The 16456-nt window shown below is 64.9% G+C and carries 15 protein-coding genes; 6 read left to right on the top strand and 9 right to left on the bottom strand.

Annotation, left to right across the window (positions count from 1 at the left end):
• Positions 1-35 precede the first annotated feature (35 nt).
• From ABW16_RS11625 to ABW16_RS11600, 6 genes are all read right to left on the bottom strand, one after another.
• Entirely contained in the window at positions 36-1499 is a 1464-nt protein-coding gene (locus tag ABW16_RS11625) for a class I adenylate-forming enzyme family protein (RefSeq protein WP_412178200.1), read from the bottom strand.
• 38 nt (positions 1500-1537) lie between these two features.
• Entirely contained in the window at positions 1538-2476 is a 939-nt protein-coding gene (locus ABW16_RS11620; protein WP_109519571.1) for an acyl-CoA dehydrogenase family protein, read from the bottom strand.
• A complete protein-coding gene (locus tag ABW16_RS11615; RefSeq protein ID WP_047319329.1) occupies positions 2473-3621 on the bottom strand; it encodes an acyl-CoA dehydrogenase family protein in 1149 nt (382 codons plus the stop codon). The genes ABW16_RS11620 and ABW16_RS11615 overlap by 4 nt, the downstream gene beginning before the upstream one ends.
• Positions 3622-3637: 16 nt before the next feature.
• On the bottom strand, positions 3638-4753 hold the full coding sequence (locus ABW16_RS11610) for an acyl-CoA dehydrogenase family protein (RefSeq protein ID WP_047319328.1): 1116 nt from the start codon (positions 4751-4753) through the stop codon (positions 3638-3640).
• A complete protein-coding gene (locus ABW16_RS11605) occupies positions 4746-5846 on the bottom strand; it encodes an acyl-CoA dehydrogenase family protein (protein WP_047319327.1) in 1101 nt (366 codons plus the stop codon). The genes ABW16_RS11610 and ABW16_RS11605 overlap by 8 nt, the downstream gene beginning before the upstream one ends.
• 201 nt (positions 5847-6047) lie before the next feature.
• Positions 6048-6854, bottom strand: a complete 807-nt coding sequence (locus ABW16_RS11600; RefSeq protein ID WP_047319326.1) for a FadR/GntR family transcriptional regulator — start codon at positions 6852-6854, stop codon at positions 6048-6050.
• A gap of 276 nt (positions 6855-7130) precedes the next feature.
• Between ABW16_RS11600 and ABW16_RS11595 the strand changes: the two genes are divergently transcribed.
• Entirely contained in the window at positions 7131-8561 is a 1431-nt protein-coding gene (locus ABW16_RS11595; RefSeq protein WP_233424750.1) for an ester cyclase, read from the top strand.
• 12 nt (positions 8562-8573) lie between these two features.
• On the opposite strand, the gene ABW16_RS11590 is transcribed toward ABW16_RS11595, so the two are convergent.
• Together ABW16_RS11590 and ABW16_RS11585 are read right to left on the bottom strand one after the other, a co-directional pair.
• Positions 8574-9716 carry a thiolase family protein gene (locus tag ABW16_RS11590; RefSeq protein WP_047319325.1) on the bottom strand — a complete coding sequence of 381 codons (1143 nt, stop codon included), beginning with the start codon at positions 9714-9716 and terminating at the stop codon, positions 8574-8576.
• Positions 9713-10159 (bottom strand): Zn-ribbon domain-containing OB-fold protein, encoded by a 447-nt coding sequence (locus ABW16_RS11585; protein WP_047319324.1) that lies wholly within the window; start codon positions 10157-10159, stop codon positions 9713-9715. The genes ABW16_RS11590 and ABW16_RS11585 overlap by 4 nt, the downstream gene beginning before the upstream one ends.
• A gap of 136 nt (positions 10160-10295) precedes the next feature.
• Between ABW16_RS11585 and ABW16_RS11580 the strand changes: the two genes are divergently transcribed.
• The 5 genes from ABW16_RS11580 to ABW16_RS11560 all read left to right on the top strand — a co-directional run bounded on the left by ABW16_RS11580 (position 10296) and on the right by ABW16_RS11560 (position 15375).
• The gene (locus ABW16_RS11580) at positions 10296-11216 is read left to right on the top strand and encodes an LLM class F420-dependent oxidoreductase (RefSeq protein WP_047319323.1); all 921 of its coding nucleotides are present in this window, start codon (positions 10296-10298) and stop codon (positions 11214-11216) included.
• A 284-nt stretch (positions 11217-11500) separates the two neighbouring features.
• Positions 11501-12724 (top strand): DUF1214 domain-containing protein, encoded by a 1224-nt coding sequence (locus ABW16_RS11575; RefSeq protein ID WP_047319322.1) that lies wholly within the window; start codon positions 11501-11503, stop codon positions 12722-12724.
• The gene (locus ABW16_RS11570) at positions 12721-13866 is read left to right on the top strand and encodes a sulfotransferase family protein (protein WP_047319321.1); all 1146 of its coding nucleotides are present in this window, start codon (positions 12721-12723) and stop codon (positions 13864-13866) included. Before ABW16_RS11575 ends, ABW16_RS11570 begins: the two co-directional genes overlap by 4 nt.
• Positions 13853-14569, top strand: coding sequence for a TetR/AcrR family transcriptional regulator (locus tag ABW16_RS11565; protein ID WP_047319320.1), 717 nt, complete (start codon positions 13853-13855; stop codon positions 14567-14569). Before ABW16_RS11570 ends, ABW16_RS11565 begins: the two co-directional genes overlap by 14 nt.
• Positions 14570-14571: 2 nt before the next feature.
• Entirely contained in the window at positions 14572-15375 is an 804-nt protein-coding gene (locus ABW16_RS11560; protein ID WP_047319319.1) for an SDR family NAD(P)-dependent oxidoreductase, read from the top strand.
• 43 nt (positions 15376-15418) lie between these two features.
• Here ABW16_RS11560 and ABW16_RS11555 read toward each other — a convergent pair whose 3' ends face one another.
• Complete coding sequence (locus ABW16_RS11555) at positions 15419-16438, bottom strand: histidine phosphatase family protein (RefSeq protein WP_047319318.1); 1020 nt, start codon at positions 16436-16438, stop codon at positions 15419-15421.
• Positions 16439-16456: the final 18 nt, after the last annotated feature.

Genomic DNA, 16456 nt, shown 5'->3' with positions numbered 1-16456 from the left:
CGTTGGTAGGGCGAGGCGGTCGGCGTCCGCGCGAGTCAGCCGCCGCGGGCCTCGACCATGGCCGATCGGTTGACTTTCGTGGCGTCCGTGCGTGGGATTTCGTCGACGAACTCCACGGTCTTGGGGACCTTGTAGGCAGCCAGGCGGCTCTTGGCGTACTGGATGATCTGCTCAACCGTGGGTGGTTGTGCCGGATCAGTGGGTTGGACGACAGCGTGAACGCGGCGGCCCCATTCCGGATCCGACAGTCCGAGCACCACCACATCGGCGATCTCCGGATGGTCGGCCAACGCATTCTCGACCTCAGCGGGGAACACGTTTGCACCGCCCGTGACGATCATGTCGGAACGGCGGTCGGCGATGTAGAGGAAGCCGTCCGCGTCAAGATGGCCCATGTCGCCGGCCGATCGGAATCCGTCGGTGGTCGCCGGTAGCGGTGCGGCACCACCGAGGTAGCGGTACAGCCCGTTCATCGGGGCGCGCAGGTAGATATCGCCCAGTTCCCCTGTGGGGACGGGTGATCCGTCTTCGTCGAGGATGCGGATCTCGGTGTCGCGGAATCCGCGGCCAACGCTTCCCGGGTGTTCCAGCCACTCGTCGCCCCGCAGCGCGGCGAGACCAAGATTCTCAGTCATTCCGTATGCCATGACCACCTTTTCGGGGCCGATCAGCTCGAACCACCGGCGCAACAGGTCCGGTGGCATGATCGCGGCGCCCTGCAGGATCCACTCCAGGCTGGACAGGTCACGGTCATCCACGCCGGGAACGTTCGCGATCCGCGCGAGCATGGTGGGTGTTGCCGTGAAGTTGGTGATCCGGTACTTCTCGATTGTATCGAGGACCGCTGCGGCATCGAACTTCTCGAGCACCACCAGCCGGTCGCCGGCGATCAGGTAGGTCAGCGGATTGAAGCCGTTGGTGTGGTACATCGGACCGGGAACGAGGATGGTCTGGGGTGGCTCAAGCGCGGCCCAGTGCGCCAGAAAGGGCACTCCGGTGGTTTCGGTGCAGGTCGCCGGCTGGAGATTCAGGATCACCTTGGGTAAGCCGGTCGATCCGCTGCTGCAGATCCCGTTGATCGAGGGCGATATCGCGGTCGGTAACGCGCCAGCGGACTGATGTGATGCTGACGCGGCCAACGCCGGCCAACCCTGCTCGTTGAGAAGTGCTGCGGGGCGGATGACTTCGAGCAGTCGTTGCCGCTCCCAGTCGGGCAGATCCCAACGCATCGGGATCGGCACCGCCCCGATCTTCCAGCAGCCCAGGGTCGCCAGTACCAGGTCGGGGGAGTTGGGAATGGCCAGCGCGACCATCGAACCCACTTCGGCGCCGGCCTCCGCGAGTGCACGCCCCCACTGGTTCGCCCGGCCCTCCAACTCGGACCAGGTGAGCGTGACATCGGAGCCGTCGGGTCTCACGACCACCAGCGCGACGGCAGCCGGATTTTCCTGCGAGAGGATTCGCAGTCGCTCCCCGAACGGGGTTCCCACGTCGGTCATGGGTGATTGGACCTCCGCCTCGATCGAATTCGTTTCAGTCATCCGAACTCACGCGGTTCCGAGAAAAGGGTTTCCAGATGTCCTTCGCGGATCGCTGGCAGCAATCGTACGGCGAGTTGTTCGGCGCCAACCGGCAGCCGCAGCAGCGGCTGCACGTGCCTGTCGATAACGCTGAGATCGCATTCGTCGCAGAAGCCAAGCGCGCCGAGGACTTGGTGACTGGTGCGCAGGATCTGTACGGCGGTCTCGACGGCTTTCAACCGCAACACGACCGCGTCGGCCGAGCGCACGTGCGCGGAAGCCGAAGCGATTCGGCTCACGGTGTACTTGGCCAACTCGTCAAGGCCGCGTACGGCGACGGCGGCATCGGCAAGAGCGAACCGGACTGCTTGGAATTCCGACAGCGGCTTGCCGAATTGGACACGGGCCTTGGCGTGGTCGTTGGCAATCTTGAGCGACTGTTGCACCGCACCCAGGATCCGCCAAGACCCAAGGATGAGCGCAAGATCGATGTCCGCCTGCGCTGCCAACTCGTCGCGCGCGGTCAAGGCGGCCGGTACCAAGAACGGCCCCAGCTTGGCGCTCGTTCTGGCCGACGGTTGGACGTCGAAGGTCCGGCGATCCAGGTCCGCCGCACGCCAAGGCCCCGGCAGGTCACCGTGGTCGATTCGTGGCAGTTCGGGACTGACCAGGACGAACCGGTTGCCGTCGATTGCCAGCAGCTCCTCGGCGACGGGGTAGGGCAGGGCCAGCGTGCCTGCGGTGCGGCAGAGCACGGCGGCCGCCAGCAGATCATCGGAGCCACCGCGGACGTCGAGTTCGGCGCTGCCCAACTCCTTGAGCGCCTGCGCCGCCGCCCGACGCGGCTGTTCATCGGTTTCGGCCTTCAGGGCCGCCGAAGGACCGCCGATCCGGCTGAGTCGCTTCATCGCGGTCTCGGCGAAATCGACTATATGTTCCGGCAGAACGATATTCACCCTCGCCCTCCCAGCTCTTCCCGGGCAACCAGCATGCGCTGGACTTCAATGGTTCCGGATGCAACCGTCGCCGCTTGCGCGTAACGCCAGTGGTCGTCGATCGCACCGTGCAACGCGGCGTCGGGTCCGCTGTCCAGGGCCGACGGACCCACCACGTCCAGCAGAAGTTCGGCGACCGTCTGGTCGCACGTCGTCGCGGCAATCCGTGCAGCGCTGGCCGCGGCAGCCGCCGACGGGTCATTCTGCAGCGAGACCGCGCGATAGGCCAGCAGCCGTGCCACCCGCAGGTCGATCAGCGCTCTGACCCAACGTGTCCGCACCGCCTCCGGCAGGTCGTCCCAGCCCTGCTCGAGATCGGCGCGCAGGCGCTCCAGCAGCGATTCGCACCGCGCGTAACGGGCGATGCCGACACGTTCGAACGCAAGCGCGTCGCGCATCACCCGCCAGCCGCCGCCGACCTCACCGAGCACTTCGTCTGACTCAACCCGCACGTTGTCGATAAACACCTCGTTGAGGTGATGAGGGCCGAGCATCGAGGGGATAGGACGAACCGTGATTCCGGCGCGATTCATCGGCACCAAGAAGAGGGTGAGCCGTTGCGCGCTCGGCGCTTTGGGGTCGGTGCAGGCGGCCAGTACACACCAGGATGCCATCTGGGCGTATGAGGTCCAGATCTTCTGTCCATTGACTCGCCACCCGGTGCCGTCAGGAACCGCGCGGGTCCGCAGCGATGCCAGATCGGTGCCGGCCTCGGGCTCGGAAAAGCCCTGACACCAGATGACGTCGCCGGCGGCGATGGCCGCGAGGTGCTGCTCCTTCTGCGCGGTTGTGCCGTAGCGCATGAGCGCCGGGCCCACCCAGTTGATACCCATGTACTGCGCACCGCGCGGTTCGTGGTGGGCCCACATCTCTTCGCGAAGCACTGTCTGCTGCCAGACGGAACCGCCGCCGCCGCCGTACTCCCGCGGCCAGGCCAGTGCCAGCAGGCCTTCGGCGGCCAACAACTTGCAGAACGACTGGGTGGCAGCGAGATCCTGTGGGTCGTCGGTGAATGCGCCCAGGAAGTCACCGGGTAGATGTGTCGCGATCAGCGACCGCAGACGGTGTCTCAGCTCGTGGGCGTCCGTGCCCAAGTCGTAGTCCACTAGTTCGTCCCCCCGGTCATCCTTTGGGCAGTCCGAGTAATCGTTCGCCGATGATGTTTCGCTGTATCTCCGAGGTACCCCCGTAGATCGTCGCCGCGAGAGCGTCGTGACGTTCGAAGGACAGATCGGGGTCTTGGGCCGCGGCACTTCCGGCTGCTGCGGCCCGGGCTTCCCAAACCCGTTGTAGGGTCTCTGATCCCAACAACTTCAGAATGTCGGCTTCCGGGCTGGGCCGACCGGCGAGCTCGTTGGAAAGTGCGCGATAGCCGGTTGCCCGGAGCGCCTCGGCGTCGGCGAGAAGCGACCCCACCGAGCAGAACAGGTCGTCGCGGGGGGTGGCCTCGGCGGTGCGGATCGACTCCAGCCCGCGCAAGACCTCAACCCAGTTCATCACCCAGATCATCTGCCGCTCGTCGTGCAGCGAAGACATGGCGACCTGCCATCCCGAGTTCTCGGCGCCGAGCAGGGATGCCGCGGGAACCTCCACATCGTCGAGGAGGACTTCACAGAAGGTTTCATCAGAGCGCGAGGCCATCGGGATCGGCTCGACCCGCACCCCGGGGAGCTGGAGGTCGAGAACGAAGCACGAAATGCCACGGTGCTTCGGCGCGTCGGCGTCGGTACGGGCGTAGAGCGTGCACCAACGGGAGAGATGCGCCTGAGTGGTCCAGATCTTGTGCCCGTTGATGAGGAAGGTGTCGCCGTCGCGCTCAGCCCTGGTGCGCAAACCTCCGAAGTCGGATCCGGCCTCCGGCTCGGACATACCCAGCGCCCACCACTCATCTCCGGCGAGGGCGGGGACGAGGAGTCTGTCGACCTGTTCGGGGGTGCCGAAGAGGCGGACGCCGGGGGCAGCGACATTGGGACCGGCGATGTTCGGCAGCTTGGGTGCCGAACGCAGGGCCGCCTCGATCTGGACTTCCAGCTGCTCCCTCAAACCCAGTGACCGGCCGCCGTGTTCTGGGGGCCAGCTCGGTTTGAGCCACCCCGCTTCGAAAGCAGCCCGCTGGTAGTCGCGGCGAAGCGGTATGTCCCAACGATATTCCGAGTACTTCTCGTAATAGTCGGTCGGCAGGAAATCGCTGAGCCAGCCGTTGAACTCGGCGCGCAGGTCATCGCCGTTCTCAGTCATCGGTTTCTCCGCAGATGAACCGACGGCCGACCGCGTGGTAGAGCGTCTGGCTGTCGCCCAGCAGAGCGGCGCCGTGCCAGGCGCGTCGAAGATATAGGTGCATGTCGTGCTCCCAGGTTTGGGCGATGGCGCCGTGCACTTGGACCGCGGTCCGGACGCAGGACAGGGCCGCTTCGCCGGCTGCGGCCTTGGCGAGCGCAGCGGCCGTCCACCCGTCGGCCGGCGTCCTCGCCGGGTCATCCAGCTGCGCTGCGGCGGCGTAGGTCAGGCTCCGCGCGCGTTCCAACGCAACGTGGTTGTTCGCCAGCGCGTGCTTGACGCCCTGGAAGGACCCGATCGCCTTACCGAATTGGACCCGTGACTTCGCGAAGGTCACCGCGTGCGCCAAGGCGGAATCCGCGACCCCGATCAGCTCGGCGGCCGCGGCAATCAGGGGAACGGTGAGGGCCGTCGTGACATCGACCGGGGCCAACGATTCAGGGCGCGCGTGGACCTCGAGGTTCGCCAGCGGCCGCGCCGGATCCACCGACTCGACCGGATCGATGCGTACGCCGTCGCCTGGCCGCAAGACCACGGCGAACACCTCGCCGGTCGAGCCGTCGGTGGCCAGGGTCACCACCAGTTCCGCGCGGGCCAGGTCGGGGACGTGGTCGGCGCGCCCCGAAACCAGACCGTCAGTGACTGTCATCGGGGGAGCGGGCATGCGCTGGCCGGGCGACTGTACCGCGAGCGTGGCGACCGTTCCGTCGACCAGTTCGGCAACGGTGTCGTCGAACGCCCCGCGGCCCGCGCGGAGAACGCCCGCCGCCAGGCCGGCGCTGCTCAACAACGGGACCGGGGCCAGGGCGGCACCGCACGCTTCCAGGACCACGACGAGGTCGATGACGCCCAGCGCGGTGCCGTCGCCGGCGGGACCCGTCGAGACGTCGGCCACCGCGGTCCAGCCCAGATCGACGACCGTCTTCCAGAGGCTTTGCCACCGGTGCTGATCGGCCATGGCGTGGCGGACAAAGTCTGGCGGGCACTCGGCCGCAAGGACTTCGCGAACATTGTTGCGAAGACCTATCTGGTCGGAGTGCAGGCCGATATCCATGAGGCAGCCCCTTTCCTCATAAAGATAGTAATAAAAAGAAGTCGGCGTCAAGCTGCCCGCGGTGGCCGCTCGGTGAAGCCCGGCCATCGGCATAGGTTGGATCGCCGCGACGGCGGCAAGCGGCGCTTAACCCACAGTGGCGCTTACATTCTGGCGAATGCCGGAGCTTTCAGAGACGAGTGCGGGCGCCGGCTGAAGAGTTCACACCTGGCCGCGGAGGCCCGAAGGAGGTGCCGGGGGTGTGGCGAAGATCCGCTGTTCGGGATCGCCGGACAGCACATAGGTCTGGGCGTCCGCGAGATGCTTCGTTGCGACTTTCCTGGCCCGCTCGGCGTCGCCGGCTTCGATCAGATCGGTGATGCGAAGGTGTGCGTTGAGAACCGCGCGACGGTCTTTGAGGGACGGATACTCGCCGCGCGCCGCGGTCTCCTCTGCCCATCTTTGCTCGTGACCGGTCCAGAGCGCCTCGAGAGTTCCGACGACCGCGATCATGGTCTGGTTGCCGCAGCCGTGCACGATCTGATCGTGGAATTGGCGACCGATTTTGGTGAATACGGCTCCGTCTGCCAATCCGGCATCCATGGCCTCATTGATCTTGCGCAGCTCGGGTATGAGTGTCTTGGCCCGGTCCGGCCGGCCGGCTGCCAGGCCAACGCAGGTTGGCTCGATTGCATGCAGTGCCGCACCTAGGTCGTTCAAGCGCACCGAACCGCTCTGCAGCACCAGCCCAAGCATGAAAGCCGCGCTGGCCTTCGTCGGCGCGTGTACGACCGCACCACCGCGGTTGCCGCGGCGGACCGATATCAGCCCTTCGGTTTGCAGGATCCGCAGTGCTTCGCGCAGCGACACGAGACTGACGTTGAAATGGTCGACGAGTACTTCTTGCCGGGGGAGCAGATCACCGTCGGCGAGTTCGCCGTTGACGATCTGGCGACGCAGCTCGGCTGCCACGATCTCGCTGATCCGGGGCGAGGACACTCGCCGCCGGCCGTCATCTCCGATTCCCACGTGAGCTCATTTCATCCCGGCGCCAAGAACACCGATCAGCGCGGCAGGCGGTGGATCCACGGCAGTGTGTAGACCTCGTCACTGTAGTCGTAAGTTAACTATCAATGCAAAGTTACAACGGGCCGGTGCCGGGTGAGGTGACAGGGCAAGCCGCCGAACGGGCCCGTTGCCGAGCCCACGGTGTTACGGTAATCATTACGGTGATGGTATCGCCACCAGCCGGTCACCGTGCCGACCCGATCACCGGACGGCACCGCGAGAACCAGGAACGTGCCCTTGAGTGACGCCGAAGGCTCCATACCCGCCCCGTCCGCCGAAGTGGCTGATTCGCAATCGGCCGACTGGCGCCGGTACCCGTTCGAGCTGATACCGGGAGATTCCGAATTCACGTTTCCCGCCGCCGAAGCGGTGCACCAGCTCTGCCAGTCCGACACGTGGTTTATCGCGGGGGAGCTGACCGGAACGAAATCGAAGCGCAGGTTCTGCTTCTTGACGATCTTCAACAAGAACAGACCCGGCGGATCCATCGTCGCGGACTTCTACACCCTGGCTTTGTTCGACATCGACAACGGTGCCTACGGGACTTACACCGACTACGACATGCCGCCGAAGAACATGGCTCCCGGTGCGGTACCCAAGTTGTCGGCGTCGACGGAGCAGCTGGACATCGCGTTCGCCAGCCGCGCCGGTACGGCGGCGTGGCAGACGCGTCGGGACGAACGCGGGCAACTGGTTCCGTATACCTACGACCTGGCTCTGGTGGGTACCGACCGTTCCGGCGCCGCCATGGACCTTCGGCTGAGCGTTTCGCCCACCCGGGCACCCGTTCCGGTCGGCGCGTCGAAGTACAACGGCCGGTTCGAGTGCCTGGGTCAGCGGGAGACGTTCTCCTACTTCCAAACCGGAATGCTCATGGTCGGAACTTTGAGCTGGGGCGATATCCACGAGGAGGTGCGGGGATCCGCCGGGCACATCGATCGGCAATGGTTCCCGCTGTATGCCGGCGGCGGCGGAACCGATGGCCAGCAGCGTGCCATCTCACATGAATGGCGGACCATCCACCTCGACAATGGAGTCGATTTCGTCGGGTGGCGGCAGTTTGATCGAAATCAACGAAACACATTGCGGCCGTTTACCGGTGCTACCGTCACGTACTCAGAGCCGGGTATCTCGCCGGAATGCGTCGAAGACGTCGAGGTCGACACGACCAGCTACGTGCGGTGGCCGGAAGCGGTCCGCCAACTCGTGTCTCCCCCGGTAGAGGTGCGCTACATGCCGGACCGGCACAGACTGCGCTCTGCGGCACTGGAGCTCGACCTGGCCGGTGAGCCGCTGGTCGCCGCGCCTGCGCATGCGCTGCCGGTCGAATACATGGAGGGCCCGTTCCGCTTCGTCGGAACGATGCGGGGCCAACCGGTAAGCGGATTCGGCATTTCGGAGCGATCGTTCGCGCTGTACCGCGACTGGGAGTTGATCGACGTCTTGGCTGCGGCAACCGGGAACCTGGAGCCGCAACCAGACGACCTGGTGTCGAGCATCGACGCCCTGCGTCCGATCGTCACCACCGGGCAGTCCCGCGAGGCGGCCGATTACCTTGAGGACACGGTGCTTCCGCTCGTCAACGAGCTCCCGGTGGGCCAGCGGGAAGACGTGCATCAGGTCGCCGAAGCGCTGATCGCCGCGTTGTCCCACGAGCCAACGGCATAGTGCCGCCGAGAATCAGATCGATACTATTGTCGCCGAAGCTGTTCCGGGCGCCCCGTAGACCTGAGCGAATCCGACCGTGGGTTTCCCGGGCACCTGTCGGTCGCCGGCCTGCCCACGCAGCTGAAGTACCAGCTCGTGGACCTGGCGCAGCCCGGACGCACCGATCGGCTCGCCATTGGCGATGAGCCCGCCGTCGGTGTTGACCGGGAGCGAACCCCCGATCTCGGTGGCACCGTCGGCGATCAGCTTCTCCTGATCGCCGTCGGCGCAGAACCCGGCCTCGGCCATGTGGATCACTTCGGAGCCCGCGTCGGTGTCCTGCAACTGAATTACGTCGACATCGGCCGGATCCACGCCGGCCGCCTCGAACGCAGACCGCGCGGCGAACACGGTGGGAGACGGCGCTTCCTCAACCGGTGCGGAGGTCGCGTGTACTTCGTAGGTACCGAAATGACGGGTCCGGATTTCAGCAGCTCGCAAAAACACCGGTGTCGAGGTGTACCGGTGCGCGATATCGCCACGGCACATGATGACTGCTGCTGCCCCTTCGTCCGGTGCGCAGAACATGTATTGGGTGAGCGGGTAGTTCAACACAGCCGAAGCCAGGATCTCGTCCTCGGGTATCGGCTTGCGGCGAAACGCCTTCGGGTTCAGCGCACCGTTGCGGAAATTCTTGGCCGCCACTCTGGCCAGCGTCTCTCGCGAGATCCCGTGGTCATGCATATAGCGGTTGATCTTCATCCCGAAGAACTTGGTGGTGACGAACTGCCCGTTCTCGCCGTACCAGTGCGGCAGGGCCATGGTTGCCGGATCGTCGGTGAAGGCGCCGCGTGGATGTTTGTCGAGCCCGACGGCGATGCCGATCTCGTGGGTGCCGAGGCGGATCGTGTCGGCACAGACTTTGATGGCGGTGGCTGCGGTGGCGCAGGCATTGAATACGTTGGTGAAGGTGATCCCGGTGAGTCCGACAAGCCGCGTCACGGCGTCGGGATTGGATATTTCATGGCTGCCTCCGACGGCGAACTGGATGTCCGGCCAATCGAGGTTGGCGTCGGCGAGCGCGAGCTGAACGGCCTCTGCGCCCATCTGCACCGCGGACTTGTCGAACCGCCCGAACGGGTGTAGCCCGACACCGATGATCGCGACGTCATTCATCCTTGGGAACTCCTGTCTGGCAGATCCGGTTCGACCGGCTGAAATGCGAACGTGAGGATCTCGTCATCGGCGTCGTCGGTGGCGAGCGGGAGCATCGTCAGAACGACCTTCATGCCGAACCGCAACTTCGCCGGGTCGTTTTCGGTAAGCCGGGCCTCCACGCGAATCACGTCATCGAGCTGAACGAGCCCGATACCGAACGGAGTGAACGCCTCACCCGTCGGCCCGGCGAACGGCGGGCCGGGTGGAAAACCCTGTGTTGTCCAGGCGACGAGCACCCCGCTGCGCGGCAGCAGGATCTCGGTCACCTGTGCGCTGCTGCATTTCGGGCAGCGGGATTGCGCCGGGAATGCCGTTGCGCCGCAGTCGCTGCAGCGGCTGCCGATCAGGTGGGGATCTGGATCGGGCCAGGTCGAGATGTCAGGGGCGAGGGCCTTCTGCATTGATCCTCCAGGTCCGGGCTCGCGGGTGGCGCGACGTATGCCACGATGGCTACGGTAACCAATACCGTAAGATAACGGTAGCGGTACTCGTCCGGCGGTTGCGGGAGTTTGTTCTAGCGGTTGAGGAGTTGTCGCAGTGAAGTTCTCCATCACCCATCCGATGCACAGCCATCCCTACGACCCCGAACTCGCAGACGGGGCCGGTATCGCTGCGGTCGCCGTCGCCGCGGAGTCGGCGGGATTCCACGGGCTCGGGTTCACCGACCATCCCGCGCCCACGCAGCGGTGGTTGGAATCCGGAGGGCACGACTCGCTGGATCCCTTCGTGGCGATGGGATTTGCCGCGGCTCACACCACAACGCTGCGGCTGGTGCCCAACATCGTGGTGCTGCCGTATCGCAATCCGTTTCTGGTGGCCAAGTCCGGTGCGACTCTCGACGTGCTTTCCGGGGGTCGGTTCACGCTCGCGGTCGGGGTCGGATATCTCAAGCGCGAATTCGCGGCACTGGGGGTGGACTTCGACGAACGAGCCACGCTGTTCGACGAGGCGCTGGAAGTCATCCGCGCGATCTGGACGGGTGACGATGTGTCATTCGACGGGCGGAACTTCGTAGCACGCGGCATCACGGCCCATCCCCGGCCGGCGACTGCGCCCCATCCGCCGATCTGGATCGGCGGCAACACCGCCGCTGCGCGTCGCCGCGTCGTCCGGCACGGCGACGGTTGGTGCCCGTTCAAGGCGCCGCCCGTGCTGGCGCAGGTCGCTCGGACCGCGGTGCTGGATGACGTCGACGGCCTTGCCGGAGGGATCGCCGATCTGCGCCGCCGGTGCGACGCCGAAGGTCGCGACTTCGGCGCGATCGATATCGCGTTCGGAAACGATGCGGGCGGGCAACCGGGAACGCCGGGCTTCAACGCCGACGAGTACCTGACCGGTCTGGCCGACCTGGAAAAGCGTGGTGTTACCTGGGTGCAGGTGGCGCTGCCGGGTGACAGCTTGGCGCAGACCCTGGAGGCGATCGAAGCCTTCGGCTCCGAAGTGATCGCCGCGACGTAGCGAATGCACGTGAAGTCGACGCGCGCAGTCAGTCACCCGACTTGCGCCGAGCAAAATCCACAGTCATACGACCAGGATTTATCCCAGATGCGTACTCCTGGCGGGCGTTCTCGCGCCGCCGTTGATGAGAGGTTCGAAATACTAAGTGGCACAACCGATGAAGCTAGATCTGCACTGGGTATTGACACGCCACATGTTTGGGTGTGATAGTTCCGTATGTCCTTAACTGAAAATCGCGTTTTCGCGGGTGGTCGTGGGATTGCCCCGCCGACGCAAGGAGTGCAATGAGCGGCGGACAGGACAAGCCGGCGGCGTGGCTGCCGTTCGCGATCGCGGAGGCATCGCTGCGAGGCGCCGACGATGTCGGCCTTGCGTCCGCGTGGTCGCACCTGCTCGAACAGCTCGGGGCGGCAGGCCGGTACGTGCAAGAGGCGGATGTCTCCCGCAACGACCTCGACTTGGCCTCGGGTCTCAGGCATCTGATGGTGCTGCTGACGGCGGGTATCGACGAGGCGCTGCGCGCCGACCCCGACCCCATCCTGCGCGTGCAGCCCACCAGCACCGACGACGTCATCAGTTGGGGTATGGAATGCCCAGACGCCATCTACACCCGGGCGACGATGCGTGGCGGTGAGTCCTACCGATTGTTCGGAAACCGGGGAACTGCACGGTATGTCGGACTGCAGACGATGAACGGGATCGTCTCCACGATGAACAAGCTGGTCGACGAGCTCGACGTCGCTCCGGACGGCACCTTTGAGGTGATCCTGTCTTCGGACGAGCGCGCCGGAAACTGGATGAAGATCGACGGCGACAACCCGGTGTTGATCGTTCGGCACTTCTTCTACGACTGGGACACCGAAGTGCGGTCATCCCTGCAGATCGAGCGGATCGGCGACGCCGTCGAAACCGGGCGCAGTGCGGTGAATCTGCCGGGAAGGGTCGCCGCGCAACTGGTGGCGCTGGGCGACTTCGTGCTGGAGAACCTGAAGTTCTTCATCCAGTTCGGAGGCGCGCCGCCGGTCAACGACTTTCTTGATCCGGCAAACTTCAGTTCGATGGGCGCCGCCGCGGAAAACCGCCCGGTCATCGGCCGATTCGACTTGGCGCCGGACGAAGCTCTGATTCTCGAAGTAGAGCCGCCGCAGGGCGTCTACTGGAGCTATTCGCTGGGCAACCCGTGGTGGGAGACGATTCACTACGGCAACCACCAGTCCAGCCTCAACGCGCATCAGGCCGCCGTCGATTCGGACGGAATTCTGCGCGTGGTCATCTGCGGTCGCGATCCCGGCGTCGCAAACTGGCTCGATAGCGCCGGCCACAGCAACGGCGCAATGATCCTGCGCTGTGTTCGCACCGAGACGGCACCCAAACCCACGACCCGGGTGGTGAAGTTCGACCAGATCGACTCTGAGCTTCCGGCAGAGACGAAACGGGTGAGCACCCAGCAGCGCGCTGAGATTCTTGCCGCGCGTCGCCGCGCCGTCCACGAAAGGTTCGCCCGATGACTTTCTCCGCCGACGAACTGGAAGAAGGCGCCCGCGTCGCCACGGGGCTCGAGGACTTCGGCTCCACTTACTATCGCGAAGGCCTCGAGCGCACCGTCGAGTCGTTGAACACCGAAGCGGACCTCAACGACCTCGGCGCGGTGATGCAGCACGCCACCATCAGCAACGCGCTGATCCAGCGACTCAAGATCGAGGACACCTACAAGCGCCATCCCGAGATCGACGACGAGATCGTCGGCGGTCCGGTCTTCATCATCGGGTTGCCGCGCACCGGCACCACCGCGCTGAGTCAACTGGTGGGTGCAGACTCCCAGTTTCGCTCGCTGCGGATGTGGGAGTCTCAACAACCCACCCCGCCGCCCGAGTCGGCCACTGAGCATACGGACCCGCGCATCGCTGACGCCGAGACCGGCCTGAAGATGATGAACGACATGTTCCCCCTGATGAAGACGCTCTACAACTCCGAAGCGACCGCCGCCACGGAGTGTCAAGACATCATGGGGATGAACTTCCGCACCGTGCATTTCGACGGAGTCGTTCGGGTTCCGGCCTATCTGCGTTGGGTTCTCCAGTGCGATATGGGCGAGACCTACACCTACCACCGGCGGGTTCTCAAACTCCTCCAGTGGCACTGCCCGCCTACGCTGTGGCATCTGAAGACCCCAGTGCACATCTTTGCCCTCGATGCACTGGTCGAGGCATATCCGAACGCCAAATTCATGTGGAGCCACCGTGATCCGGCGAAAGTGATGGCGTCGGTGTGCAGTCTGATCCAGTACGTGCGCAGCTGGAGCAGCGACCGCGACGACGCCCACGAACTCGGAGCCGAGCAGCTCGATATATGGGCCGAAGGCGTCCGGCGTGCGATGGATTTCCGTAAGCGAGTGGGAGACGAGCGTTTCGCCGATGTCGCATTCTCCGACCTGCAGTCCGATCCGGTGAACACCTTGCAGAACGCCTACGCCAGGTTGGGCTTGGACTACACCGACGAGACACACCGCCGGGTGCAGGACTGGGCAGAAGAACACAAGCCGGGATCGCGCGGTTCGCACACCTACACGCTGGCGGACTACGGCCTCACGGCGGACCGCGTGCGGGGCGAGTTCGCCGAGTATCTCCGTACCTACGATGCCACCGCCTGAGCCGTCGTCCGCGAAGGTGATCTCCGCGGCGACGGCGGGGAGACGGAACCGCCCGAAGCTGGACCCCGACGCCGGTGTGCGTCTCAAACTGCTTGCCGCCGCGTCGAAGATCGTCCAGGAGCGTGGAGTCGGCGGGCTGACCATCGCCGATCTTCTCGCCAGGGCCGAGTTGGGGACCAGGGCGTTCTACCGCCACTTCGATTCAAAGGATCAGCTGGTTCAAGAAGTCTTCCTGGGCATGGGCCGAGTCGAGAAGGTCCGGCTCCGCGGCAAGATGGCATCGGCCGCCGGACCGCTGGAAGCGGTGGCCGCCTGGATCGACGGCCGGTTGGATCTGGTCTTCGACGAGGCCATCCGATCTGACCTGCGCCACCTCTCCCGCGAAGCCCAGTCGCAGATGTTCGCGGCACCCGAACTGGTCAGCCCGGCGTACCGCGAAATGTTGAAACCACTCATCGAGCAACTCGTGGCCGGCAAAGAGCGCGGGATATTTCCTCGGATCGATCCCGAGACGGATGCGGACCTGCTGCATGGTGCGGTGTGGGCGTGTGTCGAAGCGCAATGGGGCGTAGCCGTCCGTGATCGGCAGCGGATACGTGAGGCGACGCTGTATTTCTGTCTGGGCGGACTCGGTGTTTCCCGAGACCGGATCGCCGCGCTGATAAATCGCGAGTGTTGGAACACCATCGAACACGAGGAGTGACTATGGATCTGGGTTTGGCCGGCGCGAAAGCGGTTGTCACCGGAGGCAGCAAGGGGATGGGGCTGGCGATCGCCGAGACCATCGCAGCCGAGGGCGCCAGCGTCGCGGTGATGGCCAGAGACCAAGTGGCGCTCGACGCGGCGGCAGAGCGGCTGCGGGCCGCCGGCGCACCGGAGGCATGGGGCATCAGCGTCGATATGGGCAATGCCGAGTCCATTGCCGCGGGTTTCGCGAAGGTGGCGCAGCGCTGGGGAGACCTCAATGCTTTGGTCCATACCATCGGCCCCGGCGACGGCTACTTCGAGGAGATGGACGACTCGGACTGGGAGGCGGCGTTTGCGCTGGGAACCATGTCGGGTGTGCGATCCATACGCGCTTCGCTGCCGTTGTTGCGTGCTGCGGATTGGGCCCGCATCGTGACCCTGTCCGCCCACTCCATCCAACGGCAGAACCCGCGGATCGTGGCCTACACCGCGTCGAAGGCAGCGCTGAGCAGCGTCACAAAGAACTTGTCGAAAAGCCTTGCCAAGGACGGCATCTTGGTGAACTGCGTGTGTCCAGGGACCATCGTCACGGCGAGCTTCACCGAGGCGCTGAAGGATGTCCTGGCCGCCGACGGCCTCGACGCCGAGGACCCGGTAGACGTGATGAAGTGGATCGACGCCAACTTCCATCAGCCGTGCGACCTGGGACGCGCGGGCCTGCCGGAGGAGATTGCCTCGATCACGACCTACTTGGCGTCCCGACGCAACGGCTACGTCACCGGGGCGACCGTCAATGTCGATGGCGGCTCGGACTTCATCTGAACCGGTGAAGTTCGGCCGTGGCCTGGGCCCGCGCTTCCTCGGCTCAGATCACGGCCGTATCGGCAACTCCGGCGTTCAGAGCGTCGATGATGTCGCTGATCACCGACTGGGGGAACTGGCCCAGCGCGGTGAGCACATCTGTGAAAGCGGTTTGGATCGTGTTGATGATCGTGGTCGGATCCGAGCTGAGCAGCGCCGCCTGAATCTGGTAGGACGCGGTCTGTGGAGCCACGATCAGGTCGCGAAAGTCGACGAACAGTTGTGTCGCCAGATCCGCCGCCGGTACCGGCATCCCATCCCAGCTGATCAGCGTCCATCCATCGGTGGGACTGCCCTCGATCACGACTTGAGCAGTGTTGGGTAGCGGGTGTTGCAAGATGAGCAACGGATCCGGGTTGTCGACGTTCATCATCGTCCAGACCATCGTGGCCGCCGCAGACGAGAAAGCCACATCGACGTGGTTGGGACCGCCGGCGTCATAAATTGCTTGAACAGCGTCGCTGAAGCGCGCGTCGAACGCCATCCCGTTGTAGTCCGAGGAGCCCAGCAACGGCACGGACTGTAGTCCCAGCGTCCACAGGAACGGGGCCAGCAGAACGAGCGCACCTACCAGTTCGTACTCCGACTGACTCGACGCTTGAAAGCCTTCGAAGACACCGACATTGATCTCGTTGAGCCCGGACAGCTCCTGCACGGTCAGGCCCTCGAGGGCGGCGAACGGCGCAGCGGTTTCCAGTGCTCGTAGCAACTGCGCTGAGTAGATCCCGTCGACGCCACCGCTTCCGTAGGAGTTGAGGAGTTCGGTGGCGATGTTCTGCGCCTGTTGCTGGCCCAACTCCGTCAGCGGGGCGCCGGGGACCACAGTGCCGTCGATCAGATTGACGTTGTCTGTCGATTCACCGTGTCGCACGAAATTCAGCAGGATATCGGCATCGGCGGCGAGTTGAAGCATGGCGTTCTGGACGTCGGGTAGCGGCGTCGCCGCAGGGGCGACGGCGATGACGCCGGTGCCGGCGAGAGCGACAATTGCGGTGGCCCAAGGGCGAATGACATGTTGCGACATGACATCTCATTTCCAACG

The organism is Mycolicibacter heraklionensis (genome assembly GCF_001021505.1).
GTDB classification, from domain to species: Bacteria; Actinomycetota; Actinomycetes; order Mycobacteriales; family Mycobacteriaceae; genus Mycobacterium; species Mycobacterium heraklionense.
This window is presented reverse-complemented; position numbering and strand designations above follow the sequence as displayed.

Excerpts from the sequence above, each read along its gene's own strand:
- ABW16_RS11625 (WP_412178200.1), bottom strand. The coding sequence starts at position 1,499 with ATGACCGACGTGGGAACCCCGTTCGGGGAGCGACTGCGAATCCTCTCG.
- ABW16_RS11560 (WP_047319319.1), top strand. The coding sequence starts at position 14,572 with ATGGATCTGGGTTTGGCCGGCGCGAAAGCGGTTGTCACCGGAGGCAGC.
- ABW16_RS11610 (WP_047319328.1), bottom strand. The coding sequence starts at position 4,753 with ATGACTGAGAACGGCGATGACCTGCGCGCCGAGTTCAACGGCTGGCTC.
- ABW16_RS11585 (WP_047319324.1), bottom strand. The coding sequence starts at position 10,159 with ATGCAGAAGGCCCTCGCCCCTGACATCTCGACCTGGCCCGATCCAGAT.
- ABW16_RS11555 (WP_047319318.1), bottom strand. The coding sequence starts at position 16,438 with ATGTCGCAACATGTCATTCGCCCTTGGGCCACCGCAATTGTCGCTCTC.
- ABW16_RS11605 (WP_047319327.1), bottom strand. The coding sequence starts at position 5,846 with ATGGATATCGGCCTGCACTCCGACCAGATAGGTCTTCGCAACAATGTT.
- ABW16_RS11590 (WP_047319325.1), bottom strand. The coding sequence starts at position 9,716 with ATGAATGACGTCGCGATCATCGGTGTCGGGCTACACCCGTTCGGGCGG.
- ABW16_RS11575 (WP_047319322.1), top strand. The coding sequence starts at position 11,501 with ATGAGCGGCGGACAGGACAAGCCGGCGGCGTGGCTGCCGTTCGCGATC.
- ABW16_RS11565 (WP_047319320.1), top strand. The coding sequence starts at position 13,853 with ATGCCACCGCCTGAGCCGTCGTCCGCGAAGGTGATCTCCGCGGCGACG.
- ABW16_RS11570 (WP_047319321.1), top strand. The coding sequence starts at position 12,721 with ATGACTTTCTCCGCCGACGAACTGGAAGAAGGCGCCCGCGTCGCCACG.